This is a genomic window from Massilia cellulosiltytica, assembly GCF_047325105.1.
GTDB classification, from domain to species: Bacteria; Pseudomonadota; Gammaproteobacteria; order Burkholderiales; family Burkholderiaceae_D; genus Telluria; species Telluria orientalis.
This window is the reverse complement of the sequence record NZ_CP168562.1, coordinates 6,859,770-6,883,625: the sequence shown is the minus strand read 5'-3', so window position 1 is coordinate 6,883,625 and position 23,856 is coordinate 6,859,770. Positions and strand designations below refer to the sequence as shown.

25 protein-coding genes and 2 tRNA genes are annotated in these 23,856 nt (G+C 63.0%); 19 read left to right on the top strand and 8 right to left on the bottom strand.

Going from position 1 to position 23,856, the window contains the following annotated elements; genetic code table 11:
* Nucleotides 1-38 precede the first annotated feature (38 nt).
* Nucleotides 39-809, top strand: coding sequence for a sulfite exporter TauE/SafE family protein (locus ACEN9H_RS30270; protein ID WP_413673124.1), 771 nt, complete (start codon nt 39-41; stop codon nt 807-809).
* 18 nt (nt 810-827) lie between these two features.
* On the opposite strand, the gene ACEN9H_RS30265 is transcribed toward ACEN9H_RS30270, so the two are convergent.
* Nucleotides 828-1,874 (bottom strand): DUF1176 domain-containing protein, encoded by a 1,047-nt coding sequence (locus ACEN9H_RS30265; protein ID WP_413673123.1) that lies wholly within the window; start codon nt 1,872-1,874, stop codon nt 828-830.
* A gap of 148 nt (nt 1,875-2,022) precedes the next feature.
* Between ACEN9H_RS30265 and mnmG the strand changes: the two genes are divergently transcribed.
* The 16 genes from mnmG (at nt 2,023) to ACEN9H_RS30185 (ending at nt 16,133) form a co-directional block, all read left to right on the top strand.
* On the top strand, nt 2,023-3,957 hold the full coding sequence (mnmG, locus tag ACEN9H_RS30260; protein WP_413673122.1) for a tRNA uridine-5-carboxymethylaminomethyl(34) synthesis enzyme MnmG: 1,935 nt from the start codon (nt 2,023-2,025) through the stop codon (nt 3,955-3,957).
* A complete protein-coding gene (gene rsmG, locus ACEN9H_RS30255; protein WP_413673121.1) occupies nt 3,954-4,601 on the top strand; it encodes a 16S rRNA (guanine(527)-N(7))-methyltransferase RsmG in 648 nt (215 codons plus the stop codon). Before mnmG ends, rsmG begins: the two co-directional genes overlap by 4 nt.
* 128 nt (nt 4,602-4,729) lie before the next feature.
* Nucleotides 4,730-5,500 (top strand): ParA family protein, encoded by a 771-nt coding sequence (locus ACEN9H_RS30250; protein WP_413673120.1) that lies wholly within the window; start codon nt 4,730-4,732, stop codon nt 5,498-5,500.
* An 18-nt stretch (nt 5,501-5,518) separates the two neighbouring features.
* Nucleotides 5,519-6,403 (top strand): ParB/RepB/Spo0J family partition protein, encoded by an 885-nt coding sequence (locus ACEN9H_RS30245; protein WP_413673119.1) that lies wholly within the window; start codon nt 5,519-5,521, stop codon nt 6,401-6,403.
* Nucleotides 6,404-6,817: 414 nt separating this feature from the next.
* The gene (locus tag ACEN9H_RS30240; RefSeq protein WP_056133835.1) at nt 6,818-7,162 is read left to right on the top strand and encodes an ATP synthase subunit I; all 345 of its coding nucleotides are present in this window, start codon (nt 6,818-6,820) and stop codon (nt 7,160-7,162) included.
* A complete protein-coding gene (gene atpB, locus ACEN9H_RS30235) occupies nt 7,159-7,995 on the top strand; it encodes a F0F1 ATP synthase subunit A (RefSeq protein WP_056133839.1) in 837 nt (278 codons plus the stop codon). Before ACEN9H_RS30240 ends, atpB begins: the two co-directional genes overlap by 4 nt.
* Before the next feature lie 87 nt (nt 7,996-8,082).
* Nucleotides 8,083-8,325 (top strand): F0F1 ATP synthase subunit C, encoded by a 243-nt coding sequence (gene atpE / locus ACEN9H_RS30230; RefSeq protein WP_056133842.1) that lies wholly within the window; start codon nt 8,083-8,085, stop codon nt 8,323-8,325.
* 73 nt (nt 8,326-8,398) lie between these two features.
* Complete coding sequence (locus ACEN9H_RS30225) at nt 8,399-8,869, top strand: F0F1 ATP synthase subunit B (RefSeq protein WP_056133845.1); 471 nt, start codon at nt 8,399-8,401, stop codon at nt 8,867-8,869.
* A gap of 2 nt (nt 8,870-8,871) precedes the next feature.
* Nucleotides 8,872-9,405: a F0F1 ATP synthase subunit delta gene (locus tag ACEN9H_RS30220; protein ID WP_056133848.1), complete on the top strand. Its 534-nt coding sequence runs from the start codon at nt 8,872-8,874 to the stop codon at nt 9,403-9,405.
* 67 nt (nt 9,406-9,472) lie between these two features.
* Nucleotides 9,473-11,008: a F0F1 ATP synthase subunit alpha gene (gene atpA, locus ACEN9H_RS30215; RefSeq protein WP_056133851.1), complete on the top strand. Its 1,536-nt coding sequence runs from the start codon at nt 9,473-9,475 to the stop codon at nt 11,006-11,008.
* Between the two features lie 64 nt (nt 11,009-11,072).
* A complete protein-coding gene (gene atpG, locus ACEN9H_RS30210; RefSeq protein WP_056133854.1) occupies nt 11,073-11,954 on the top strand; it encodes a F0F1 ATP synthase subunit gamma in 882 nt (293 codons plus the stop codon).
* A gap of 53 nt (nt 11,955-12,007) precedes the next feature.
* Nucleotides 12,008-13,411 carry a F0F1 ATP synthase subunit beta gene (gene atpD / locus ACEN9H_RS30205; protein ID WP_056133857.1) on the top strand — a complete coding sequence of 468 codons (1,404 nt, stop codon included), beginning with the start codon at nt 12,008-12,010 and terminating at the stop codon, nt 13,409-13,411.
* A 25-nt stretch (nt 13,412-13,436) separates the two neighbouring features.
* On the top strand, nt 13,437-13,862 hold the full coding sequence (locus tag ACEN9H_RS30200; RefSeq protein WP_056133860.1) for a F0F1 ATP synthase subunit epsilon: 426 nt from the start codon (nt 13,437-13,439) through the stop codon (nt 13,860-13,862).
* 335 nt (nt 13,863-14,197) lie between these two features.
* Nucleotides 14,198-14,629, top strand: a complete 432-nt coding sequence (locus tag ACEN9H_RS30195) for a CoA-binding protein (protein WP_413673118.1) — start codon at nt 14,198-14,200, stop codon at nt 14,627-14,629.
* Nucleotides 14,626-15,462, top strand: a complete 837-nt coding sequence (locus tag ACEN9H_RS30190; RefSeq protein ID WP_371764109.1) for a PPK2 family polyphosphate kinase — start codon at nt 14,626-14,628, stop codon at nt 15,460-15,462. The genes ACEN9H_RS30195 and ACEN9H_RS30190 overlap by 4 nt, the downstream gene beginning before the upstream one ends.
* A 74-nt stretch (nt 15,463-15,536) precedes the next feature.
* Complete coding sequence (locus tag ACEN9H_RS30185; protein WP_413673117.1) at nt 15,537-16,133, top strand: glutathione peroxidase; 597 nt, start codon at nt 15,537-15,539, stop codon at nt 16,131-16,133.
* A 208-nt stretch (nt 16,134-16,341) separates the two neighbouring features.
* Here the strand turns inward: ACEN9H_RS30185 and ACEN9H_RS30180 are convergent, their stop codons facing one another.
* The 3 genes from ACEN9H_RS30180 to ACEN9H_RS30170 are packed head-to-tail and all read right to left on the bottom strand — an operon-like array spanning nt 16,342 to nt 19,536.
* Nucleotides 16,342-18,186, bottom strand: coding sequence for a chorismate-binding protein (locus tag ACEN9H_RS30180; RefSeq protein WP_413673116.1), 1,845 nt, complete (start codon nt 18,184-18,186; stop codon nt 16,342-16,344).
* Between the two features lie 11 nt (nt 18,187-18,197).
* Complete coding sequence (slmA, locus tag ACEN9H_RS30175; protein ID WP_056133876.1) at nt 18,198-18,776, bottom strand: nucleoid occlusion factor SlmA; 579 nt, start codon at nt 18,774-18,776, stop codon at nt 18,198-18,200.
* Nucleotides 18,777-18,780: 4 nt separating this feature from the next.
* Entirely contained in the window at nt 18,781-19,536 is a 756-nt protein-coding gene (locus ACEN9H_RS30170; protein WP_413675649.1) for an HAD-IA family hydrolase, read from the bottom strand.
* 120 nt (nt 19,537-19,656) lie between these two features.
* Here ACEN9H_RS30170 and ACEN9H_RS30165 point away from each other — a divergent pair, with 120 nt between their 5' ends.
* Nucleotides 19,657-20,547 carry a TraB/GumN family protein gene (locus tag ACEN9H_RS30165; RefSeq protein WP_413673115.1) on the top strand — a complete coding sequence of 297 codons (891 nt, stop codon included), beginning with the start codon at nt 19,657-19,659 and terminating at the stop codon, nt 20,545-20,547.
* A 328-nt stretch (nt 20,548-20,875) separates the two neighbouring features.
* Here ACEN9H_RS30165 and ACEN9H_RS30160 read toward each other — a convergent pair.
* The 3 genes from ACEN9H_RS30160 to argB form a co-directional block, all read right to left on the bottom strand.
* Nucleotides 20,876-20,952: transfer RNA gene (locus ACEN9H_RS30160), tRNA-Asp, on the bottom strand.
* A gap of 155 nt (nt 20,953-21,107) precedes the next feature.
* A tRNA-Thr gene (locus tag ACEN9H_RS30155) sits at nt 21,108-21,182 on the bottom strand.
* A 37-nt stretch (nt 21,183-21,219) separates the two neighbouring features.
* Complete coding sequence (argB, locus tag ACEN9H_RS30150; RefSeq protein ID WP_156403982.1) at nt 21,220-22,149, bottom strand: acetylglutamate kinase; 930 nt, start codon at nt 22,147-22,149, stop codon at nt 21,220-21,222.
* A 136-nt stretch (nt 22,150-22,285) separates the two neighbouring features.
* On the opposite strand from argB, the gene ACEN9H_RS30145 reads away from it, so the two are divergent.
* Complete coding sequence (locus ACEN9H_RS30145) at nt 22,286-22,480, top strand: cysteine-rich CWC family protein (protein ID WP_082577624.1); 195 nt, start codon at nt 22,286-22,288, stop codon at nt 22,478-22,480.
* Nucleotides 22,481-22,483: 3 nt separating this feature from the next.
* Here the strand turns inward: ACEN9H_RS30145 and ACEN9H_RS30140 are convergent, their stop codons facing one another.
* The gene (locus tag ACEN9H_RS30140; RefSeq protein WP_056133886.1) at nt 22,484-23,602 is read right to left on the bottom strand and encodes an alpha/beta hydrolase family esterase; all 1,119 of its coding nucleotides are present in this window, start codon (nt 23,600-23,602) and stop codon (nt 22,484-22,486) included.
* Nucleotides 23,603-23,856 lie beyond the last annotated feature (254 nt).

Genomic DNA, 23,856 nt, shown 5'->3' with positions numbered 1-23,856 from the left:
GTGTCGGACTACAATAGCGCTTTTACGCGTGATTCAATATGTTCGATTTTGCCCTGCTGGCCGTCGCGGCCTTCGTTGCCGGTCTCGTGGATGCTGTGGTCGGTGGGGGAGGATTGATCCAGATCCCGGCGATGTTCGCCATGTTCCCTCGTGAGGTCCCGGCGACGCTACTGGGTACGAACAAGCTGGCCGCGATGTTTGGCACGGCGGTCGCGGCCGTCAAATACTCGCGGCGCGTGACGGTCGCCTGGAGCACGGCGGCGCCGGCGGCCCTCGCCGCATTCGCGCTGTCGTTCATCGGTGCGTGGACGGTGACCCGCGTGCCGGGCCATTTCGTCAGGAGTCTGCTACCGCTGATCCTCGTGGCGGTGGCCGTGTACACGTACAAGAAGAAAGACCTGGGCGCCGTGCATGCGCCGGCCCACAGCGGCATGAAGGAGCGGCTGCTGGCGATGGGTATCGGCGCCGCCATCGGTTTCTATGACGGCTTCTTTGGTCCCGGCACCGGCAGCTTCCTGATCTTCCTGTTCGTCCGCTTCTTCGGGTTCGACTTCCTCAGCGCGTCGGCGGCGGCGAAGATCGTCAACGTCGCCTGCAATATCTCGGCGCTGATCTGGTTCGGCTACAGCGGCCATTTGCTGTGGCAGCTTGGCCTGCTGATGGCCGTGTGCCAGATCGCAGGCTCACTGGTCGGGACTCGGCTCGCGCTGAAGCATGGCAGCGGCTTCGTGCGCAAGCTGTTCCTCGTCGTCGTCGGGCTGCTGATCGTAAAGACAGCGTTCGACACGTTCAAGCGGCTGGGCTGGTAATTGTTTCACGTGGAACAGTCAACGCGACTTTCGGACGTTTGTCACGAGCGTCGGTAAGTCCCATGCGCCGCCGGGCGTGAACTGGCGGCACATGCCGGATGTTTTGTCGGAGGTCTGGGCAAACGTGCGGCCGTCCCATGTCCAGGCCGCGGTTGCTACGCAGTCGGCAATGCCCCGTCCTTTCTGGAACGAGGTAATGACGCCGTCATCGTAATCCGTGGCGGACGTGGTGACGAGGACAGCTGAGTAGGGCGGCTTCTTATTGACGACCCAGTAGCCGTCGCCCGTGTTGTACGCCGCGATCCAGCAGGCGTGCGACGCGAGCAGTTTGTCCTTCGTGAGCGGACGCACCTCGAGCTGGCCCGCCGTTTCGGACGCAGAGTCCAGCAGTTCGCAATCGCCATCCTTCACGGTCTTGCGCAATGCGGTCTTGATCTCGCGGGTCTGCGCCGGGGTAAGCTTGATGGGGTTCTTGTCCTGGCTGACCGGCGCCGCCTCGATCTCTGGCGCGCGCGATGGTGGCAGGACACTTGATTCCGGTTTGCTGCCCTTCCGCACCAGCGCGCCAAGCGTATCGAGCCGGCCCTGGAATTCGTCCATCTTGAGGAGCACGGCATTCGCGCCCGCCGTCGAGATAGTCCATGTCGTGCCCTGGCCGGTCCAGGCGATGCGCCCGTCCTTTAGCAGGGCCGGCAGTAGTGCACGCATTTGCGCATCGCTCAGCGTGAGCGTGGACGATGTCGGTTCGATGCGGACGATGCCGACGGCGCGGCCGTCGATGCTCATCGCAAGCTGGTCGGGGGCCGGATGGCGTTCATCTTCCGCCAGCTGCAGCTCGACCTTGACCGGCTGGTGGGGTCCGGCAGCACGCGTCAACAGGATGGTGGCGTTCGGACCGTCGTCTTCTTTGTTGTAACCGGCTGCGCGACAGGTTCTCGTGTTGTCACAGACAAGTTCCCAGTCCTTGTGGCTGAACGTGGTCGACGGCAGATCCGAGCGTGGATACGCGCTGACGGTGGCGCTGGCGGCGAGCAGGAGACAGGTGAGAGGACGGCGTTTCGGCATGGCGACAAGGTCGAGTGAGAGTGTGGCGAAAAGCCTAACACAGCATTGTTTCACGTGAAACAAATCGTCGTTTTCGCGGCCGAGCCGAAGCCGCATGGAAAAAAGAATCTATAATCCCTTCTTAATCCTCCTCGCAACACACTCCATCATGCTATTTCCGACTGAATTCGACGTGATCGTCGTTGGCGGCGGCCATGCCGGCACCGAAGCGGCGCTCGCGTCTGCGCGCATGGGCCAGAAGACCCTGTTGCTCACTCATAACATCGAAACCCTGGGCGCGATGTCTTGCAACCCGTCCATCGGCGGCATCGGCAAGGGCCACCTCGTCAAGGAAGTGGACGCCATGGGCGGCGCGATGGCCATCGCCACCGACGAAGCCGGTATCCAGTTCCGTATCCTGAACTCCTCGAAGGGCCCGGCAGTGCGTGCCACGCGTGCCCAGGCCGACCGCATGCTGTACAAGCAGGCGATCCGCTCGCGCCTGGAAAACCAGCCGAATTTGTGGCTGTTCCAGCAGGCCGTCGACGACCTGATGGTCGAAGGCGACCGCGTCGTCGGCGCCGTCACGCAGATCGGCTTGCGCTTCCGTGCGCGCGCCGTCGTGCTGACGGCGGGTACTTTCCTCGACGGTAAGATCCACGTCGGTTTGCAGAATTACTCGGCCGGCCGTGCGGGCGATCCGCCTGCCGTGTCGCTGTCGTCGCGCCTGAAGGAATTGAAGCTGCCGCAGGGCCGCCTGAAAACGGGCACGCCGCCGCGCATCGATGGTCGCAGCATCGACTTCTCCGTGATGACGGAACAGCCGGGCGACCTCGATCCGGTCCCCGTGTTTTCGTATATGGGGAATGCCGCGATGCACCCCAAGCAACTGCCGTGCTGGGTCACGCACACGAATGCGCAGACGCACGACATCATCCGTAACGGTCTCGACCGCAGCCCGATGTACACGGGCGTGATCGAGGGCGTCGGCCCGCGCTATTGCCCGTCGATCGAAGACAAGATCCACCGCTTCGCGGCCAAGGAATCGCACCAGATCTTCCTCGAGCCGGAAGGTCTCACCACGAACGAGTTCTACCCGAACGGTATCTCGACGAGCCTCCCGTTCGACGTGCAGCTGGCCCTGGTGCGTTCGATGCGCGGCCTGGAAAACGCGTTCATCCTGCGTCCCGGCTATGCGATCGAATACGATTATTTCGACCCGCGCGGCCTGAAGGCGTCGCTGGAGACGAAGGCCGTCCAGGGCCTGTTCTTCGCCGGCCAGATCAACGGCACCACCGGCTACGAAGAAGCGGCCGCCCAGGGGATGCTGGCCGGTATCAATGCGGCGCTGCAGACGCAAGGCCGTGATGCTTGGACGCCGTCGCGTTCGGAAGCCTATCTCGGCGTGCTCGTCGACGACCTCACGACGCAGGGCGTCGCGGAGCCTTACCGCATGTTCACGAGCCGCGCGGAATACCGTCTGTCGCTGCGCGAAGACAACGCGGACATGCGCCTGACGGAGATCGGCCGCAAACTGGGCGTCGTCGGCGATGCGCAGTGGGAAGCGTTCGAGCGCAAACGCGAAGCCGTCGCACGCGAACTGGAACGCCTGCGCGCGACCTGGGTGAATCCGCGCATCCTTGCCGCGGCCGAGTCCGAACGCGTGATCGGCCAAGCGATCGAGCGCGAATACAACCTGGCGGACCTGTTGCGCCGCCCGGGTGTCGAGTACGACAAGCTGGTCACGCTGCAGGGCGTCGATGGCCAGGCGCTGGGCGGCCCAGGCGTGGCAGATCCGGCCGTGAAGGAGCAGGTCGAGATCCAGCTGAAGTATTCGGGCTATATCGACCGCCAGGCACGCGAAGTCGAACGCCACGATCATTATGAAAATCTGAAATTGCCCGAGAACCTGAACTATCTCGAGATCGCGGCGCTGTCGATCGAAGTGCGTCAGAAGCTGGATAAACAGCGTCCGGAGACGCTGGGGCAGGCCTCGCGCATTTCTGGTGTGACGCCGGCGGCAATTTCGTTGCTGCTCGTGCACCTGAAAAAACGCGGCGCCAAAGGCTTTACCAGTGCCCCGAGCGAGGAATCGGCCGCATGAAGAATTTCGATCGAGCGGCCTTGTCCGCCGTGCTGGGCGAGGGCATTGCCGCGATGCGTCTCGACGTGAGTCCGGCCCAGCAGGACAAGCTGATGAATTACCTGGCCCTGATGTTCAAGTGGAACGCCGTCTATAACCTGACGTCGCTGCGCGACCCGATGCAGATGGTCACGCACCATCTGCTGGATTCGCTGGCCGCCGTGCCGGCCTTCGCGGCCGCGCATAACGTGCTGGACGTGGGTTCCGGCGGCGGTCTGCCGGGCATCGTGCTGGCAATCGTACGGCCAGACATGAAAGTGTCGATGATCGACACGGTCCATAAAAAAACGGCGTTTCTTACGCAGGTGAAGGCGGAACTGGGCCTGGCCAACGTCACGGTGTACACGGCACGCGTGGAGCAACTGCAGGTGAGCGACAAATTCGACGTCATCACCTCACGCGCTTTTGCCGACCTGTCGGATTTCGTCAACTGGTCTTCGCACCTGCTGGCAGACGGCGGACGCTATATCGCCCTGAAAGGGGTGGCCCCGAAAGACGAACAGGAACGGTTACCCGCAGAGTGGAAGGTCGACAAGGTGGAACCGCTGGATGTACCGAGACTGGGCGCCGAGCGTCACCTGGTATTCATCGAACGTTCCACGTGAAACAATCGCGCGAACATTACCGTCCCGGCACAAGAATATAAACTGTATAAACAGTTTATACCGTTATTACCATATAAATCGTATAAACCGTTTTAATGGTATTAACCGTATGACAGTTAAAGGCATACATGGCGAAAATTTTTTGCGTAGCAAACCAGAAGGGCGGGGTCGGCAAGACCACCACCAGCGTGAACCTGTCCGCCGGTCTCGCCAGGCTGAACCAGCGCGTGCTGCTGGTCGACCTCGACCCGCAGGGCAATGCCACCATGGGCGCGGGCATCAACAAGGCGGGGCTGACCTCGTCCATCTATGAGGTGCTGCTGGGCGAGGCCGACGTGGCCACGGCGCGCCTGCGCAGCGAAGCAGGGCGCTTCGACGTCCTGCCCGCCAACCGCGAACTGGCCGGTGCCGAAGTGGAGATGGTCGAACTGGAAAACCGCGAGCGCCGCCTGAAAGAAGCGCTGGCCAAGGTCGACGGCGACTACGACTTCATCCTGATCGACTGCCCGCCCGCGCTGTCGATGCTGACCCTGAACGGCCTCGTGTCCGCGCACGGCGTCATCATCCCGATGCAGTGCGAGTATTACGCGCTCGAAGGCCTGTCCGATCTCGTGAACACGATCAAGAAGGTGCATGCGAACCTGAACCATGATCTGCGCATCATCGGCCTGCTGCGTGTGATGTTCGATCCGCGCATGACCCTGTCGCAGCAGGTGTCGGCCCAGCTCGAGCAGCATTTCGGCGACAAGGTGTTCAAGACGATCATCCCGCGCAACGTGCGCCTGGCGGAAGCGCCGTCGTACGGCATCCCGGGCGTCACGTTCGATCCATCCTCGAAAGGCGCGCAGGCCTACATCGCCTTCGGTGCCGAGATGGTCGAGCGCATCAAGACTATGTAACCAGAACTTATCAACGTCATGGCAACCAAAAAACTCAAAGGACTCGGCCGCGGTCTCGACGCGCTGCTGGGTGGAGACGCTCCCGAGACGCCGGCCGCGCCAAGCGGCGCGCCGTCCCTGCTGCCGGTCGGGCAGATCCAGGCCGGCAAATACCAGCCGCGCACGCGCATGGACGACGGTTCGCTGGCCGAGCTGGCCGCGTCGATCAAATCCCAGGGCATCATGCAGCCGGTGCTCGTGCGGCCCGTCGACGTATCGCCGTCCGGCGCGCGCTACGAGATCATCGCCGGCGAACGCCGCTTCCGCGCGGCCCAGCTGGCGGGACTGGACGAGATCCCCGTCCTCGTGCGCGACGTGGACGACCAGAACGCCGCCGCGATGGCGCTGATCGAGAACATCCAGCGCGAAGACCTGAACCCGCTGGAAGAAGCGCAGGGCATCGCGCGCCTGATCTCGGAATTCAGTTTTACCCACGAGCAGGCGGCGCACGCCGTCGGCCGCTCGCGCAGCGCCGTGTCGAACCTGCTGCGCCTCGTGAACCTGGCGCAACCGGTGCAGACGATGCTGATGGCGGGCGACATCGACATGGGACATGCACGCGCGCTGCTGGCCGTCGACGCGGCCAGCCAGATCGCGCTGGCGAACCAGGTGATTGCCAGGCGCATGTCCGTGCGCGAGACGGAAAAGCTGGTCGCGCGCGCGCTGGAAGAGCAGAACGCACCGCCGGTCGCGGCGCGCCAGAAGGAAAAATCGGGCGACATCGTGCGCCTCGAGGAAGAACTGTCGGACCGCCTGGCGACGCCCGTCGTGTTCAAGATGGGGCCGAAGGGCAAGGGACAGATGATCATCGACTTCGCCGACCTCGACGTCCTCGACACCGTGCTTGCGCGCCTGCGCGCCTGACGCCGCGACGTTTTCACCGATGCCGGGCACGCGCCCGGCATTTTTTTTATCCACAACGGATGCACCACGGCGACGCGCCACGCACTCCCAGCGCACAGCGTCCTCACTGCCGCGGTGCAAATCGAGCAGGGCGGTGAGCATGCCCCTGGTCGCGCTACCAGGCTGCGCCGGCCGGTATATGCATGGCCGGAACTATCGGTTTACCGGGCTCAACAGTCGCAAATACACAACATTTCGTAGGAAATTTAACAGTTTCCAGGTAATTTATTTTGTCGTTTTTACACCCGATATAAGCGGGCGCGCGGAGCGAAGAGTTTGACTATGGCTCCGATAACACCTTATAATCCCGCTGATTCATGTAATTACCATACCGTTACACGGTTCCACTACGGCTGGCGCGAAAAGAACAGAAAAATGCTGCGCTTGGTCTCCCTGCAAATCCTGGCAACACTTGTGGCCGGCGTGATCGCCGGACTGCTTGGGGGGTGGGCTGCGATGTTTTCGGCGGTACTTGGCGGGATGTGTTGTGTCGTGCCCAATGGCATCATGGCGTTTCGCCTGTTCGCCAGTTCACAAAAAATGGGCGGTCCAAACCCTGCCACATTTTTCATCTGGGAATTTGTAAAGATTGCTTTAACGCTTGCGCTGCTGTACGCAACGGCGCGGCTGTACCACGGCCTGAACTGGCTGGCCCTGCTGGGCGGGTTCATCGTGGCGCTAAAAAGTTACATCATTTTATTATTTGGGCATAAACAATGACGAACACGGTAGAAACCGCGGCGGAGCATGCGCCAACCGCAAGTGAATATATCCAGCACCACCTCCACCACCTGACCGCAGGTCACCAGAGCTTCGTCGTCGATTTCCACGTCTGGAATATCGATACCATTTTCTGGTCGATCTTTGCCGGCGTGGTCGGCTGCCTGATCATGTGGCTGGCCGCGCGCAACGCGACCGCGGGTGTGCCGGGCCGTTTCCAGGCCTTCGTCGAAATGATCGTCGAGATGGTCGAAGACCAGTCGAAATCCATTATCCACGGTGACCGCAGCTTCATCGCACCGCTGGCCCTGACCGTGTTCGTCTGGGTCGCCCTGATGAACTCGCTGGACTTCCTGCCGGTCGACCTGTTCTCGACCCTGTTCCGCGTCCTCGGCGTCGAGCACCTGTTCCCGACCCACCGCGTCGTCCCGACCGCCGACCTGAACGGCACCATGGGCATCGCGCTGGGCGTGCTGGCCGTGGTCCTGTACTACAACCTGAAAGTCAAAGGCGTCGGTGGCTGGGTGCATGAGCTGTTCGCTGCACCGTTCGGCATCTACATGGCTCCGTTCAACCTGCTGTTGAACATCATCGAATATGCAGCCCGTACCGTGTCGCTCGCGATGCGACTGTTCGGCAACATGTATGCCGGCGAGCTGTTGTTCCTGTTGATCGCCCTGTTGGGCTCCATGGCAACCGCGTTCGGCTTCGTCGGTCACGTGATTGCGGGTTCGGTCTGGGCGATCTTCCACATCCTGATCGTTGTCCTGCAGGCATTCATTTTCATGATGCTGACGCTGGTCTACATCGGTCAGGCCCACGAGAGCCACTGACAGACGCGATCGCAAGAACGAACAAGATAGTGGTAGTAAAGAAGTTGTAAATTTTTAATTTTTTAACATACTTTTGGAGTAAATCTAATGACTGACTATTCTTACGTTGCGCTGGCTTGCGGTCTGATCATCGGCCTGGGTGCAATCGGTGCCTGTATCGGTATCGCTCTGATGGGCGGCAAATACCTGGAAGCTTCGGCACGTCAGCCTGAACTGATGAACACCCTGCAGACCAAGATGTTCCTGCTGGCTGGCCTGATCGACGCGGCATTCCTGATCGGCGTCGGTATCGCCATGCTGTTCGCTTTCGCAAATCCGTTCCACGCCTAATCGAATCATTATTCGGTTCTGAACAGCCGAACCCCCCAGGTTCGGCATCCGTTTTTGTGAGAAGGAATACACCGTGAACTTGAATGCAACTTTGTTTGCCCAGTTCGTGGTCTTCTTCATCCTGGTTGTTTTCACGATGAAATTCGTGTGGCCGCCGCTGATGAAAGCGCTCGACGAGCGCGCCGAGAGGATCGCGAATGGTCTGGCAGCCGCCGACCGTGGCAAGGCTGAAATGGCCGCCGCAGAAAAGCGCATTGCCGCCGAACTGGCTGCAACGCGTGACGAAAGCACCAAGCGTATCGCCGACGCCGAAAAGCGCGCCGCAGCGATCATCGAAGAAGCCAAGCAGCAGGCATCCGTCGAAGCCGCACGCATCATCGAAGGTGCCAAGGCCGACGCGGAACAGCAGATCACCCGCGCGCGCGAAGAACTGCGTGGCCAGGTGGCTACCCTCGCCGTCGCCGGTGCCGAGCAGATCCTGAAGCGCGAAGTCAATGCAGCGGCCCACGCCGACCTGCTGAACCGCCTGTCGACCGAGCTCTGATCATGGCTGAACTCGCAACCGTCGCCCGCCCTTACGCCGAAGCACTGTTCCGCGTCGCCCAGCAGGGCGACCTGGCCGCCTGGTCGGCCACCGTCGCGGAACTGGCGCAGATCGGTGCCAATCCGGATGTGCAGGCATTTGCTGCCAATCCGAACGTCAAGCAAGCACAGCTGGCCGATACGATTGCGTCCCTGGTCAAGTCGCCGCTGAATGCTGAAGCGAAGAACTTTATCGTGATGCTGGCCGAGAACGGCCGCGTTGCCCTGCTGCCGGAAATCGGTGCCCAGTTTGCTGTGCTCAAGAATGCACAGGAAGGCGCCGCCGACGCGACGATTCACAGCGCGTTTGAACTTTCGGCCGACCAGCTCACCCAGCTGGTTGCCACGCTGGAAAAGAAATTTGGCCGCAAGCTGAACCCCACGGTCGTGGTCGATCCGTCGCTGATCGGTGGCGTGCGCGTGGTCGTCGGCGATGAAGTGCTCGATACCTCGGTCCGCGCGAAGCTGCAGCAGATGCACAACGCGCTGGTCGCCTGAGAAGTCGCACCATCTCCGCGTCCAGGACTTGCCCTACGCATCAAGAAACTATTAGGAGTTAGCACTCATGCAACTTAATTCGTCTGAAATCAGCGAACTGATCAAGAGCCGCATCCAGGGCCTCGAAGGTCAGGCTGATGTTCGTAACCAAGGCACGGTGATCTCCGTCGCCGACGGTATCTGCCGCATCCATGGTCTGTCGGACGTGATGCAGGGCGAGATGCTGGAATTCCCGGGCAACACCTTCGGCCTCGCCATGAACCTCGAGCGCGACTCGGTCGGCGCCGTGATCCTGGGTGCCTACGAGAACATCTCGGAAGGCGACACCGTCAAGACCACGGGCCGCATCCTGGAAGTGCCGGTCGGTCCGGAACTGCGCGGCCGCGTCGTCAACGCACTGGGCCAGCCGATCGACGGCAAGGGTCCGATCGATGCCAAGCTGACCTCGCCGATCGAAAAGATCGCCCCGGGCGTGATCGCCCGCGAATCCGTGTCGCAGCCGCTGCAGACCGGTATCAAGTCGATCGACGCGATGGTGCCGATCGGCCGTGGCCAGCGCGAGCTGATCATCGGCGACCGCCAGACCGGTAAATCGGCTGTCGCTGTCGACGCGATCATCAACCAGAAGGGCCAGGGCGTCACCTGCGTGTACGTCGCAATCGGCCAGAAGGCATCGACCATCAAGAACATCGTGCGCTCGCTGGAAGAGCACGGCGCGATGGAATACACGATCGTCGTCGCCGCTTCGGCGTCCGAATCGGCTGCCATGCAATACATCTCGGCCTACTCGGGCTGCGCGATGGGCGAATACTTCCGCGACCGCGGCGAAGACGCGCTGATCGTGTATGACGACCTGTCGAAACAGGCCGTCGCATACCGCCAGATCTCGCTGCTGCTGCGCCGCCCACCGGGCCGCGAAGCCTACCCGGGCGACGTGTTCTACCTGCACAGCCGCCTGCTGGAGCGTGCCGCACGCGTGAACGCCGACTACGTCGAGAAGTTCACCAACGGCGCCGTCACCGGCAAGACCGGTTCGCTGACCGCACTGCCGATCATCGAAACGCAAGCGGGCGACGTCTCGGCATTCGTGCCGACCAACGTGATCTCGATTACCGACGGTCAGATCTTCCTGGAAACCTCGCTGTTCAACGCCGGTATCCGTCCGGCGATCAACGCGGGTATCTCGGTGTCGCGCGTCGGTGGCGCAGCCCAGACCAAGATCATCAAGGGCCTGTCCGGCGGTATCCGTACCGACCTGGCACAGTACCGTGAACTGGCCGCGTTCGCGCAGTTCGCATCGGACCTGGACGAATCGACCCGCAAGCAGCTGGACCGCGGTGCGCGCGTGACCGAACTGCTGAAGCAGAAGCAGTACTCGCCGCTGCCGATCTCGCTGATGGCCGCTTCGCTGTTCGCCGTCAACAAGGGCTACTTCGACAGCATCGACGTCAAGCGCGTGCTGGACTTCGAAGCGGGCCTGCACGGCTTCCTGAAGTCGAGCCACGGCGCGCTGCTGTCGAAGATCGAAGAGACCAAGGCACTGGACAAGGACAGCGAAGCAGCGCTGGCCGCCGCCGTCGCCGATTTCAAGAAGTCGTTCTAAGACCGGCTTATTGATGGATCTCGGGACGGGGAGCGATCCCCGTCCACTTAAGGAGTAAGGGCTCATGGCAGCAGGCAAAGAGATACGAGGCAAGATCAAGAGCGTAGAAAATACGAAGAAGATCACCAAGGCGATGGAAATGGTCGCCGCGTCCAAGATGCGCAAGGCGCAGGACCGGATGCGCGCCGCCCGTCCCTACAGCGAGAAGGTCCGTAACATCACGGCCAACCTCGCCACTGCGAACCCGGAGTACACCCACGCGTTCATGGCGCAAGCCAAGGACGTCGAGGCGAAAGCCGTCGGCTTCATCGTCGTCACGACCGACAAGGGTCTGTGCGGCGGCATGAACACCAACGTGCTGCGCCAGGTGACGCAGAAGTCCCGCGAGCTGGAAAGCGCGGGCAAACGCATTGAAGCCGTTGCAATCGGCAATAAAGGTCTGGGTTTCCTGAACCGTGTCGGCGTGAAGGTCGTGTCGAGCGTCACCCAGATCGGCGACACCCCGCACCTGGAAAAGCTGATCGGCCCGATCAAGGTCATGCTCGACGCTTACCAGGATGGTCAGCTGGACGCGGTGTACCTGTGCTACACCAAGTTCATCAACACCATGCGCCAGGAACCGGTCATCGAGCAGCTGCTCCCGCTGCCGGCCGGTCACCTGGAAGCGGACAGCGGCGCCCACTCGTGGGACTACATCTACGAGCCGGACGCGCAAGTCGTGATCGACGAGCTGCTGGTCCGTTACGTGGAAGCGCTGATCTACCAGGCGGTGGCCGAGAACCTGGCGTCCGAGCAATCGGCGCGCATGGTGGCAATGAAGGCCGCGACCGACAACGCGGGTAACGTCATCGGCGAGCTGAAGCTGGTCTACAACAAGACCCGCCAGGCGGCGATTACCAAAGAACTCTCCGAGATCGTGTCGGGCGCAGCTGCGATCAGCAGCTGAGCGACGTAGCGACCTCACGAAACGACATTAAAACTATATCTGAAGGAACGAAAATGGCTGATGGCAAAATCGTTCAGTGTATCGGCGCGGTGGTTGACGTGGAATTCCCGCGCGACGCCATGCCGAAGGTGTATGACGCACTGAAAATGGAAGGCTCCGAACTGACGCTGGAAGTGCAGCAGCAGCTGGGCGACGGCATCGTCCGCACCATCGCGCTGGGCAGCTCGGAAGGCCTGCGTCGCGGCATGACCATCCAGAACACCGGCAACCCGATCATGGTTCCGGTGGGTCCGGCCACGCTGGGCCGCATCATGGACGTGCTGGGCAACCCGATCGACGAGCGCGGTCCGGTCAGCCAGGAACGCACCGCGTCGATCCACCGCACCGCCCCGGCCTACGACGAGCTGTCGCCGTCGCAAGACCTGCTGGAAACCGGCATCAAGGTGATCGATCTGGTCTGCCCGTTCGCCAAAGGCGGTAAGGTCGGCCTGTTCGGCGGCGCCGGCGTCGGCAAGACCGTGAACATGATGGAACTGATCAACAACATCGCCAAGGCGCACTCGGGTCTGTCCGTGTTCGCCGGCGTGGGTGAGCGTACCCGTGAAGGTAACGACTTCTACCACGAAATGGCCGATGCAAAGGTCGTCGATCTGGACAACCTGGGCAACTCGAAGGTCGCGATGGTCTACGGACAGATGAACGAACCGCCGGGCAACCGTCTGCGCGTTGCGCTGACCGGCCTGACGATGGCGGAAGCGTTCCGTGACGAAGGCAAAGACGTTCTGTTCTTCGTCGACAACATCTACCGTTACACGCTGGCCGGTACCGAAGTGTCGGCACTGCTGGGCCGTATGCCGTCCGCCGTGGGCTACCAGCCGACGCTGGCCGAAGAAATGGGCCGTCTGCAAGAGCGCATCACGTCGACCAAGACCGGTTCGATCACGTCGATCCAGGCCGTGTACGTCCCTGCGGATGACTTGACCGACCCGTCGCCTGCAACGACCTTCGCCCACCTGGACTCGACCGTCGTTCTGTCGCGTGACATCGCCTCGCTGGGTATCTACCCGGCAGTGGACCCGCTGGACTCGACCTCGCGCCAGCTGGACCCGCTGGTCGTCGGCGAAGAGCACTACGCGACCGCGCGCGCCGTGCAGGGCACCCTGCAGCGCTACAAGGAACTGCGTGACATCATCGCGATTCTGGGCATGGACGAACTGGCACCGGAAGACAAGCTGGTCGTCGCACGTGCACGTAAAATGCAGCGTTTCCTGTCGCAGCCGTTCCACGTCGCCGAAGTGTTCACGGGCGCACCGGGCAAGTACGTCTCGCTGAAAGACACGATCAAGGGCTTCAAGATGATCGCGTCGGGCGAGCTGGACCACCTGCCGGAGCAGGCGTTCTACATGGTCGGCACCATCGAAGAAGCGATCGAAAAGGCCAAGAAGCTGGCTGCTTAAGAGCTAGCCTCTTCAAAGGACACTTATGGCAAATACCATTCACGTTGACGTCGTCTCGGCCGAAGAGCAGATCTTTTCGGGCGAAGCGGAATTCGTCGCGTTGCCGGGTGAAGCGGGTGAGCTGGGTATCTACCCGATGCATACCCCCTTGATCACGCGCATCCGCCCGGGTGCCGTGCGCATCAAGGTGGCGGGCCGCAGCGACGAAGAGTTCGTGTTCGTTGCCGGCGGCATCCTGGAAGTCCAGCCGAAAGGCGTGACCGTCCTCGCCGACACCGCGATCCGCGGCGCCGACCTGGACGAAGCGAAAGCCCAGGAAGCCAAGCGCAAGGCCGAAGAGCTGATGGTCAACAAGGACTCGGTGATCGACTACGCCAAGGCGCAAGCCGAACTGGCGGCGGCGATCGCCCAGCTGGCGGCCATCGCCAAGCTGCGTCATAAAGGACGCTGATCGCTGGTTGTTCGAGCGCTCAAAAGAAAGGCAGCCTCTGGCTGCCTTTTTTATTGCCCAAATTCGGGGTCAGAGCACATTTATCGCGAAATTCGGGGTCAGAGCACTTTTTAGAACAATGGCTTCTGCGAATCAAAGCCCTGGTAAGCGATGCCGGTAGCCCGCCCGGCATGGCGACCCTCGCGCAAAGCGTTCTTCAGAGCCATTTCTTAAAAATGTGCTCTGACCCCGAATTTTTGCCGAAATGTGCTCTGACCCCGAATCGGTATCCTGCGCCGTCTGATGATGCAAACCTGATAAGCTAGTGTCAACGACAAGACAAACTCAGGCTTAGCATGCGAACCATCGAACAAATCCTCCGCGCCGCCCGGACCGTGGCCGTCGTCGGGCTCTCGAACAAGCCCGAACGCGCCAGCCTGGAAGTCGCCACCTACCTGCAGAAGCAGGGCTACCGCATCATCCCCGTCAACCCCGCCTACGCCGGCCAGGAAATCCTCGGCGAGACCGTCTACGGCACTTTGCAGGAGGCGGCCGACGCGCTGGCGTCGTCCGGCACGCGCATCGACATCGTCGATTGCTTCCGCAAGTCGGAAGAGATTCCGCCGATCGCCAAGGACGCCATCGACGTGCGCGCCAGCTGCTTGTGGATGCAGCTCGGCATCGAGAACCAGGTCGCCGCCGACCTGGCCCGTGCCGCCGGCCTGGACGTGGTCATGAACCACTGCATGCTGATCGAACACCGCAAGCTGGGAGAACAGGCCGCATGAGCATGCTGGAACGCTTCCGCGCGCCGAAAAACCTGGAACTGCGCGACAAGGATGCCGGCGCCACCCCGCTGCGCGACGACAAGAAGGGCAAGCTCAAGAATGGCGAACTCAAGGAGCGCGAGCGAGCGCTTACTGCCGAGCTGACGGCCGAAGTGGCCAAGCTGCAGGAAAAGCTGTACGCCGCGCGCGACCGGAAGCTGCTGCTGATCCTGCAGGGCATGGATACCTCCGGCAAGGATGGCACCGTGCGCGCGCTGTTCTCGCAGATCAATCCGATGGGCCTGCACGCCACCGGCTACGTGGCCCCGACCGAGAAGGAAAAGGCCCACGATTTCCTCTGGCGCGTGCACGCGCGCGTGCCGGCCAAGGGAGAAATCGGCATCTTCAACCGCAGCCATTATGAGGACGTGCTCGTGCCGCGCATTCTCGGCACGCTGGACGGGAAGGACCTCGAGCGCCGCTACGCCCACATCCGCGACTTCGAACGCATGCTGGCGGAGACGGGGACGACGGTCATGAAGGTCTTCCTGCACATCTCGAAGGACGAGCAGCGCGAGCGCCTGCAGGCGCGCCTGGACGATCCCGAGAAGCATTGGAAGTTCGACCCAGCCGACCTCACCGCGCGCGAGAAATGGGACGTCTACCAGGGCGCCTACGCCGATGCGATCAACGCGACGGACTGCGACCACGCGCCGTGGTATATCGTGCCGGCCGATTCGAAGACGCACCGCAACCTGATCATCGCGCACCTGATGCTGGAAACGATGCAGGGCATGAAGCTCGAATGGCCTCAGCCGAAGGCGGACATGTCGAAGGTAAGGATAGACAACTGAGTCGACGGGTGAGCCTGCCGGTCCGCGCCGATTGGCATAGAATGAAGATCCACCAACCCGTGCGATTTCCGACCATGCTCAAGTCCACCGCTTTGCTGCTTTCCCTCGGCGCCGCCGCGACGTTCTCCACGCTGACGGCGGCACCCGCGCAGGCGCAGACCCCGGCCGCCCAGCCTGCGGCCCATCCGGCCAGCTGCCCCGCCGTGCTGAAGCACACCTTCAACCGCCTGCAGGACGAAGCGCCGCAGGACCTGTGCCAGTACAGCGGCAAGGTCGTGCTGGTGGTGAACACGGCCAGCTACTGCGGCTTCACCAAGCAGTACGAGGGCCTGGAAAAGCTGTACGCGAAGTACGCGCCGCACGGCCTCGTCGTGCTGGGCTTCCCGTCGAACGACTTTAAACAGGAAGACGCGGACGCGAAGAAGATCGCCGACCTTTGCTACAACACGTACGGCGTGAAGTTCCCGATGTTCACGAGCACCGTCGTCTCCGGCGATAAAGCCAATCCGCTGTATTCGGAGCTGATCAAGGCGACCGGCAACCAGCCCAAGTGGAACTTCAACAAATACCTGATCGACCGCAACGGCAAAGTCATCGACTACTTCCCGAGCAAGGTGACGCCGGAAGATCCTGCCCTCGTCGGCAAGATCGAGCAGGCACTCAAAGGCTGAGTCCGCCAATCATCCCATCGTGGGCATTTTGATGCACATCAACGATTTTTTTGAGGTGGCTCAATAGACTGTCTTCATCGAATCCAAATGAAGAAGAGTCCCACGATGCACCTCCCCGCCTGAACGCCCGCAGCACCGAATCCCCGCTTCCTCCAAAAGCGTGCCGGCCGTAACTGGCCGGTTTTGGCCGGCCTCGTGCTGGCCCTTTTTACTTGCGCAGCACGGCGCGCAGCGGCCCGCGCAGCGCGTTGCAGACGACGATCTCCTGCGCACGCGCGAGGCTCTCGCGCGTGAGCGGGCATTCGATCGCGCCCCAGGCCGGATCGTCCAGCAGCACGCCGCGCATCACGCCGGGCAGCACGCCGGACGACAGCGGCGGCGTGTACCAGCGACCGCCGATTTTCACGAATACGTTGCTGCGGCCGCCCTCCGTCAATTCGTCGCGCTCGTTGAAGAACAGGGTATCGAAGGCGCCCGCGCTTTCCGCCGCGCGCCAGGCGGCGTCGTAGCGGCTGCGGATGCTCGTTTTATGGCGCAGGAAGACGTCGTGCGCGCGCGTGGGCGCGTCCGCCAGCAGCACGGCGACCGGTTCCTGCAGCGGCGCCAGCACGCCCGTCTGCACGACGATCTCGCCGTCGGGACGCAGCGCGAGCCGCACGCGGTGCGGGGCGTCGTCCGGCAGCGCGGCACACGCTTCCACCACGGCTGCACGCGCCAGGTCCGGCTTGAACGGATGGCCGAAATACGCGGCCGATGCACCCAGGCGCGCAAGGTGGCGTTCCAGGTGACGGCACCCGTCCGCGCGCGTGGCGTGGATGGTCTCGAAGATCTCGAAGTCGTTCGCCAGGCCCGTGAGGAAGCCGGCCTTGAGCCGGCATTCGGCAAACTCGGCGCCCGCGTCGCTGTCGTACACGATGCCCGCACCGACACCCAGTTCGCCGTGCCGCACGCCATTCTGTTCCGGCAGCAGGGTCAGCGTGCGGATCGGGACGGATAAACAGAAATCGCCGAAGCGCGCATGCTGCAGCGTCCCGAACCCGCTGCCCGCCGGCGGATCGATCCACCCGACCGCGCCCGTGTAGATGCCGCGCGCGGCCGGTTCCAGTTCGCGGATGATTTCCATCGTGCGGCGCTTGGGCGCGCCCGTGATCGAACCGCAGGGATACAAGGCGGCGAAGATGTCCTGCAAGGTGGTGCCGGGCGCGAGCTGGGCCTGCACGGTGGACGTCATCTGCAGCACGCTGCTGTAGCGCTTCACCTCGAACAGCGCCGGCACGCCCACGCTGCCGGTGCGCGCGATGCGTCCCAGGTCGTTGCGCAGCAGGTCGACGATCATGAGGTTCTCGGCGCGGTTCTTTGGATCCGCGGCCAGCTGCTGCGCGCGCACGGCGTTCACGACATCGTCGTGCAGGTCCGCGGGCGCCGTGCCCTTCATCGGACGCGCCAGCAGGCGGCCCGCGTCATGGCGCACGAACAGTTCCGGCGACAGCGACAGCACCGCGCGGCCATCCGGCAGGGAGACGAGCGCGCCGTAGGGCACCGGCTGGCGTGCGCGCAGGCGCGCGTACAGCTGTTTGATGGCGCCGAAGGCGTCGAAGCGGAGACGGTACGTGTAGTTGACCTGGTACGTGTCGCCGGCCGCGATGTAGTCGCGGATGCGGTCGATGGTCCGCGCGAACGTGGCCTCGTCGACGTTGGCGCGCACGGCGCCGATGCCGGCCGGGCCACTGGCTTCGTCCGCGGCGAGCCAGGCATCGACCTCGGCCGCGTCCAGCATCGTGTAGCGTTCGAACAGCAGCACCTGGGCCAGCGGCGCGTGCAGCTCGCGCGGTGCTGCGATGCCGAGCAACTGCTCGCCCAGTTCATAGGTGAGCACCGGCACGGCGTGCAGGCCGCGCGCGAGGGCGTCCTGCACGCCGTCCAGCAGGCGCGGCCAGTCTTCCACGTGCTGGCATGCCAGCACGCCCGCATAGCCCTCGTACAGGCGCGAGCGCGCCTGCGCATGGCCTTCGGGGCTCGCGTCATCGAGCAGGGCGAACACGGTGGCGTCCATGGCGATCGATATCAGGCGGCGAGGAGGAGGGCCAGCTGCAGCGGGCTGTTCTCGACTGGGTGCTGCTTGAAACCGCTCTTGGCGTAGCGGTGCCAGCGTCCCGTCACGTACGCGACGAGCATTCCGGCGCGCGCGGCCACGTCTTCCTCGCGGCCGTGGCCCTGCGTGCTGGCCACGCGCAGCGCCTGCTTGAACGCCAGCTCGACCTTGTCGTAGAACTGGTTCATGCGCAGGACCAGGCGGTCGTCCTCGCCGACGAGGGCATCGCCGATCAGCACGCGCGTCATGCCCGGATTGTTGGCGGAGAACGACAGCAGGATCTGCAGCATCGCATGCGCCTGCGCGACGCCGTTGTCCTCGCGTTCGGCGACCTGGTTGAACAGGGTGAACACGGTGCCCTCGATGAATTCGATCAGCCCCTCGAACATCTGCGCCTTGCTGGCGAAATGGCGATACAGGGCCGCTTCCGACACCGTCAGCCGGGCGGCCAGCGCCGCCGTCGTGATCTTCTCGCCCTTCGGGTGTTCGAGCATGGCCGCCAGGGCCTGGAGGATCTGCTGCTTGCGTTGGCCCGGCTTGGTGCTTGCCATGTTGTTAGAGGTTCTCCGTGATGTGTCGAGGTGCGAGCCGGCGCAGATGCGCGGGCAGCCGAAGAACGGATTTTACTTTGACATCGACGTAACCGGGGCGTTTGACCATCTTCGGCAGGGGGGCTTTGCCGATCGGATCGCTGTAGCGCAGGTATTGCGTGACCCAGGCCGTGCGCAGGCCGAGCTGCTTGGCGCGCTTGAGGTTGATGAGTGTGTCCTCGACGAGGATGCAGCGCCGCGCCGACACGCCGTGGCGCCGCAGCAGGCGGCGCAGCATCAGCTTCGACGGCTTGGGATGCAGCTGGCCGTGCACGCGCATGTCCTCGATCGAGACGTGGTGGGCGAACTGGCGCTGCAGGCCGATGTGGCGCACGACGCCCGTCGAATACGCGGTCGGCGCGTTCGTCAGCAGGATCTTGCGTCCCGGCAGGCGGCGCAGCAGGCGCTCCAGGCCGCGCTCGTAGCGCACCAGCTCGTGCAGGGCGCCGATGTCGTGCGTCTGGCGCAGGAAGTCGGCCGCGTCGACGCGGTGGTGGCGGATCATGCCCAGCAGCGTCGCGCCGTAGCGCTTCCAGTAGCCGATGCGGGCCGCGTCGACGGCTTCCTGGCTCGCGGGCGTGACGCCGTCGCCGAGCACGCGCGCGATGTATGTGTTCATGTTGGCGCTGATCGCCGGAAAGATCGCGTGCGATGCATCGTGCAGCGTGTTGTCGAGGTCGAACAGCCAGACAGGCGAGGGGAGCTTGGACACAGTGGGAATGGAACGGACAAGGGAATCCAGATTATATCGGCATGACGCAGCGCGGTTCTTCCTCTGATCCAGATCGCATGCCGGGATGTCGGGTCGATCCAGAATGGGTCGAGGATGACTTCCGCGAGGATGCGTATGCGCCGCTTCTTCCACCTGATTCTGGTATGCCTGCTGGCCACGCCGCTCGCCCACGCGACCGACCGCGGTGCGCTGTTCCGGCTCACGCTGGACGGTCACGTGATGCATCTGTTCGGCACCTTGCACGTCGGCCTGCCGGACTTCTATCCACTCGAAGACCGCCTCACGGGCGCGCTGGCCGAGGCGTCGACGCTGGCGCTCGAGATCGATCCCGACCAGCCGCGTGCCGACCTGCAGGACGCGCTGCGCACGTACGGCATGCTCGCGCCCGGCAATCCCGCCTACGACAGCCTGCCGCCCGAGCAGAAGCGGCGTCTCGACAGGCTGTTGCAGCAGGGGGGCCTCGACGCGTCATCGATGTTGAGCTTCAAACCGGTGCTGCTGGCGACGATGCTGGCACTGGCCGAATACACGCGCCAGGGGTACCGGTCCGACCTGTCGAGCGATGCGTGGCTGGCCCGCCAGGCGCGCCGGCACCGTGTCCGGGTGCTGGCGCTGGAATCATTGGGCGGCCAATTAGCGCTGCTGGACCGCCTGCCGACGCCGGACCGCTGGCGGTTTCTGGAAGAGATGATGGACACGATCGAATCCGGCGCCCAGCGCACGGAGGCCCGGGAAGTCGTGCGGGCCTGGAGCACGGCGGACCGGCAGGCGCTCGACCGGATGGCGGCGCGGTGCGAGACGGACCGGAGCGTGTCCGGCCGCTTCGTGACCCAGGTGCTGCTGAAGGAGAGAAACGTCGGCCTGGCCGAGCGCTTGCTGCAGTTGTTGCGTGACGAAGACCGGACCGTGGCCGCGATCGGCGTGCTGCATTTGCTGGGGACGGGGAGCGTGCCGGCTTTGCTTGAGCGGAGCGGGGTGACGATTGAACGGGTCTACTGAGCCGTCATTTCCAGCATTGCTGGAAATGACTTTCCGGCATTGCCGGAAATGACTTCCCGCGCACGCGGGAATCCATATTGAAGCTGCTAAAGAGGCTCAGCATGGGTTCCCGCTTTCGCGGGAACGACGGATGCGAAACGAAAAAAGGTCCGACGAATCGGACCTTTTTTCTTGATGCTGGCGGAGCGGACGGGGCTCGCCCACGTTTCGCGGGCCGCGGTTTCGCTTGCAAGCGAAACCCTTCGAGCCCCAAACCGTGCCTCCCGCAGGGGAGGCACTCTGATAGAACGAAAAAGGGTCCGACGAATCGGACCCTTTTTCTTAATTCTGGCGGAGCGGACGGGGCTCGAACCCGCGACCCCCGGCGTGACAGGCCGGTATTCTAACCAACTGAACTACCGCTCCAGCTTTTACTGCGCTCTCGCATCCTGACGCTTGTCATCGCGCCGCGAGTGTCCTGCATTCCTGCCGCGCAAACGCGCAGCGTGGACAAGATGCTTGTCTTATCCGTTACGTCAGGCATCGGGGATACCAAAACAGGCGGGAATCTGGACAAATCCTGGTGCCCTTGACGTGGATTGAACACGTGGCCTCTCCCTTACCAAGGGAGTGCTCTACCACTGAGCTACAAGGGCAGTGATTTTTGTGGCGCCATTAAGACGCCACAGAAATTCAGTGCGAGCGGATCATAGTGCCAAAAGCCTGTTCGGTCAAGACTTCCAGCAACAAAGAGTGCTCAATGCGGCCATCGATGATGTGCACGGTGTTCACGCCCGACTTCGCGGCGTCCAGCGCCGACGAGATTTTCGGCAGCATGCCGCCGGAAATCGTGCCGTCCGCGAACATCTCGTCGATCTCGCGTGCCGACAGGTCGGTCACCAGGTTGCCGCTCTTGTCCTGCACGCCCGCGATATTGGTCATCATGATCAGCTTTTCGGCTTTCAGGATTTCCGCGATCTTGCCGGCGACGACGTCGGCGTTGATGTTGTAGGCCTGGCCGTCCTGGCCGAAACCGATCGGCGAGATGATCGGGATGAAGGCGTCGTCCTGCAGCGCTTTCACGACGGCCGGATTGATCGCTTCGATTTCGCCGACAAAACCGATGTCGAGGAACTCGCCCGGTTTCTCCTTGTCCGGCATGGCCATCCGGCGTGCGCGGATCAGGCCGCCGTCCTTGCCGGTCAGGCCCACGGCCTGGCCGCCGTAGTGGTTGATCAGCATGACGATGTCCTGCTGGACTTCGCCGCCCAGCACCCACTCCACCACTTCCATGGTTTCTTCGTCGGTGATGCGCATGCCTTGCACGAAGGTGCCCTGCTTGCCGATTTTCTTCAGGGCGTTGTCGATCTGCGGACCGCCGCCGTGCACCACGACCGGGTTCATGCCGACCAGCTTCAGCAGGATGACGTCGCGCGCGAAGCCGTGTTTCAGGCGCTCGTCGGTCATCGCGTTGCCGCCGTATTTGATGACGATGGTCTTGCCGTGGAAATTACGGATGTAGGGGAGCGCTTCGGCCAGGATCTGCGCCTTGATCTGCGGCGAGACCGCAGTCAGGTCGTTGTTCTGGTCGGCGCCCGTCAGATTGGTCAGCGTTGCGTTCATTGGGGGTCCGGAAAAGAATTTGCGAGATTTTACAGGCAATAGCCTACCGCAGTGGCCATTATAGAAGTTCTATGTTGTATTTTCTGGCACCGGCCGTTAAGGTGCATTACATCTGGATACACGATGTCACCTTTGCATGAGCACTTGTTCACAATGCGGCGCCGAATTCGGTTGCGCGATGGCGGATGGTACTGATGGCGCACCGTGCTGGTGCACGAAGCTGCCGCCCGTGGTCCCTCTGCCGGTGCCCGGCACAGCGGCCGGATGCTGGTGTCCGGCCTGCCTCGAACAGCATATCGCGCAACAGACTGACAAGGCGCCGGGCACGTAAGCGTCAGCGCGCCGTCCGGAAGAACCGCATCATTTCGCGGCTCGCATTCGGGCCTTTGCCATCCGTATAGCTGCCGCGCGTATCGCCGCCCGACCAGGCGTGGCCGGAACCGTGGATCTCCCAGTGTTCCGCGTGGATGCTGCCGTCGGGCCGGCGGTGCACGGTGCGCGTATAGGCGTGGCCATCCGGCACGTTGCCGGGTTCGACGACAACGTCTTCCGATGGATGGCGCCGGCGCTGGTTGATCAGTTCGTGGCCGTTGGCCGGATGCACGGTCGTGTCGCGGTCGCCGTGGAACACGATGATCGGCAACGATTTACCCGGCTTGTGGCCGGTGCGGAAATCGCCTTTCATCGCGGCCATCGCCGACGGCAGGTCGTGCGCCGCCGCGAACGGCAGGCCGGAGTGGACACCGACGGCCGCGTACAGGTCCGGATACAGCGTGCCCATGATGGCGGCCATCGCGCCCCCCGCGGACAGGCCCGCGACGTAGACGTGTTTCGGATCGATCACGTAGCGCGCCATGATGTCCTGCGTGAGCCCGGCGATGATAGCCGGCTCGCCCTGGCCGCGCTGCTGGTCCGCGGCGCTGAACCAGTTCCAGCAGCGCGTCGCGTTGGCCTGCTGCGACTGGGCCGGATAGGCGACGAGGCAGCCGTATTCCTCGGCCAGCGCGTTCATGCCCGTGCCGAGCGCGAAGTCGTCGGGATGCTGCGAGCAGCCGTGCAGCATCACGAGCAGCGGCGCCGGCTGTCCGGCATACGTGCTCGGGATATACAGTTTGTAGTCGCGGGTGCCCGCGTCGTTCGTATAACTGGCGTCGATGAAATGGCCGGGCAGGCCGATCGCGGCCGCGCCCGTCGACAGCGGCGGCACATTGAACGGGTTGGCGCTCTGGCCCAGGCGCGACAGGTCGGCCAGCATGTCGGAAAAGGCGTCGTAGGTCGGATAATTCGAGGCCGGCGGCGTGACGGATTCCACGCTTTTGACCGCCGCGGTCTGCACGGCGGTGGCATTCTTGACGGATTCCCGGATGACGGTGCGGGCAACGGACGGGCCGCGGCGCATCAGGGATCGGGTCGCAGCGCGCATTTGCGCCAGGAACTTGTGATTCAGGGACATCGGCACTCCTTGTGGGGTGTGTCGGCAATGCGCCGGCGCGTGGCTGAGGCATCGATCGAGGGTTCAGTCTTGATGGCAAAGCTTGCGCGAACCTTACAGATGGGGTAAGCGCAACGCGCAACGGAAGAGCTCCAGTCTACGCGGGTGGGCTCGTCGGTCAAGCGCGATTCGTCCCGGTAGGTTAATCTGCGCACCATGTGTCCTATATCCCTGACCAGTCAGCGCTCCAAGTGGCGCGACACAATACCGAAATT

Excerpts from the sequence above, each read along its gene's own strand:
- atpG (WP_056133854.1), top strand. The coding sequence starts at position 11,073 with ATGGCAGCAGGCAAAGAGATACGAGGCAAGATCAAGAGCGTAGAAAAT.
- atpD (WP_056133857.1), top strand. The coding sequence starts at position 12,008 with ATGGCTGATGGCAAAATCGTTCAGTGTATCGGCGCGGTGGTTGACGTG.
- atpB (WP_056133839.1), top strand. The coding sequence starts at position 7,159 with ATGACGAACACGGTAGAAACCGCGGCGGAGCATGCGCCAACCGCAAGT.
- ACEN9H_RS30240 (WP_056133835.1), top strand. The coding sequence starts at position 6,818 with ATGCTGCGCTTGGTCTCCCTGCAAATCCTGGCAACACTTGTGGCCGGC.
- ACEN9H_RS30270 (WP_413673124.1), top strand. The coding sequence starts at position 39 with ATGTTCGATTTTGCCCTGCTGGCCGTCGCGGCCTTCGTTGCCGGTCTC.
- mnmG (WP_413673122.1), top strand. The coding sequence starts at position 2,023 with ATGCTATTTCCGACTGAATTCGACGTGATCGTCGTTGGCGGCGGCCAT.
- atpA (WP_056133851.1), top strand. The coding sequence starts at position 9,473 with ATGCAACTTAATTCGTCTGAAATCAGCGAACTGATCAAGAGCCGCATC.
- slmA (WP_056133876.1), bottom strand. The coding sequence starts at position 18,776 with ATGGCAAGCACCAAGCCGGGCCAACGCAAGCAGCAGATCCTCCAGGCC.
- ACEN9H_RS30245 (WP_413673119.1), top strand. The coding sequence starts at position 5,519 with ATGGCAACCAAAAAACTCAAAGGACTCGGCCGCGGTCTCGACGCGCTG.
- ACEN9H_RS30140 (WP_056133886.1), bottom strand. The coding sequence starts at position 23,602 with ATGTCCCTGAATCACAAGTTCCTGGCGCAAATGCGCGCTGCGACCCGA.
- ACEN9H_RS30200 (WP_056133860.1), top strand. The coding sequence starts at position 13,437 with ATGGCAAATACCATTCACGTTGACGTCGTCTCGGCCGAAGAGCAGATC.
- ACEN9H_RS30250 (WP_413673120.1), top strand. The coding sequence starts at position 4,730 with ATGGCGAAAATTTTTTGCGTAGCAAACCAGAAGGGCGGGGTCGGCAAG.
- ACEN9H_RS30165 (WP_413673115.1), top strand. The coding sequence starts at position 19,657 with ATGCGTATGCGCCGCTTCTTCCACCTGATTCTGGTATGCCTGCTGGCC.
- argB (WP_156403982.1), bottom strand. The coding sequence starts at position 22,149 with ATGAACGCAACGCTGACCAATCTGACGGGCGCCGACCAGAACAACGAC.
- ACEN9H_RS30190 (WP_371764109.1), top strand. The coding sequence starts at position 14,626 with ATGAGCATGCTGGAACGCTTCCGCGCGCCGAAAAACCTGGAACTGCGC.
- atpE (WP_056133842.1), top strand. The coding sequence starts at position 8,083 with ATGACTGACTATTCTTACGTTGCGCTGGCTTGCGGTCTGATCATCGGC.
- rsmG (WP_413673121.1), top strand. The coding sequence starts at position 3,954 with ATGAAGAATTTCGATCGAGCGGCCTTGTCCGCCGTGCTGGGCGAGGGC.
- ACEN9H_RS30185 (WP_413673117.1), top strand. The coding sequence starts at position 15,537 with ATGCTCAAGTCCACCGCTTTGCTGCTTTCCCTCGGCGCCGCCGCGACG.
- ACEN9H_RS30145 (WP_082577624.1), top strand. The coding sequence starts at position 22,286 with ATGAGCACTTGTTCACAATGCGGCGCCGAATTCGGTTGCGCGATGGCG.
- ACEN9H_RS30220 (WP_056133848.1), top strand. The coding sequence starts at position 8,872 with ATGGCTGAACTCGCAACCGTCGCCCGCCCTTACGCCGAAGCACTGTTC.
- ACEN9H_RS30180 (WP_413673116.1), bottom strand. The coding sequence starts at position 18,186 with ATGGACGCCACCGTGTTCGCCCTGCTCGATGACGCGAGCCCCGAAGGC.
- ACEN9H_RS30265 (WP_413673123.1), bottom strand. The coding sequence starts at position 1,874 with ATGCCGAAACGCCGTCCTCTCACCTGTCTCCTGCTCGCCGCCAGCGCC.
- ACEN9H_RS30195 (WP_413673118.1), top strand. The coding sequence starts at position 14,198 with ATGCGAACCATCGAACAAATCCTCCGCGCCGCCCGGACCGTGGCCGTC.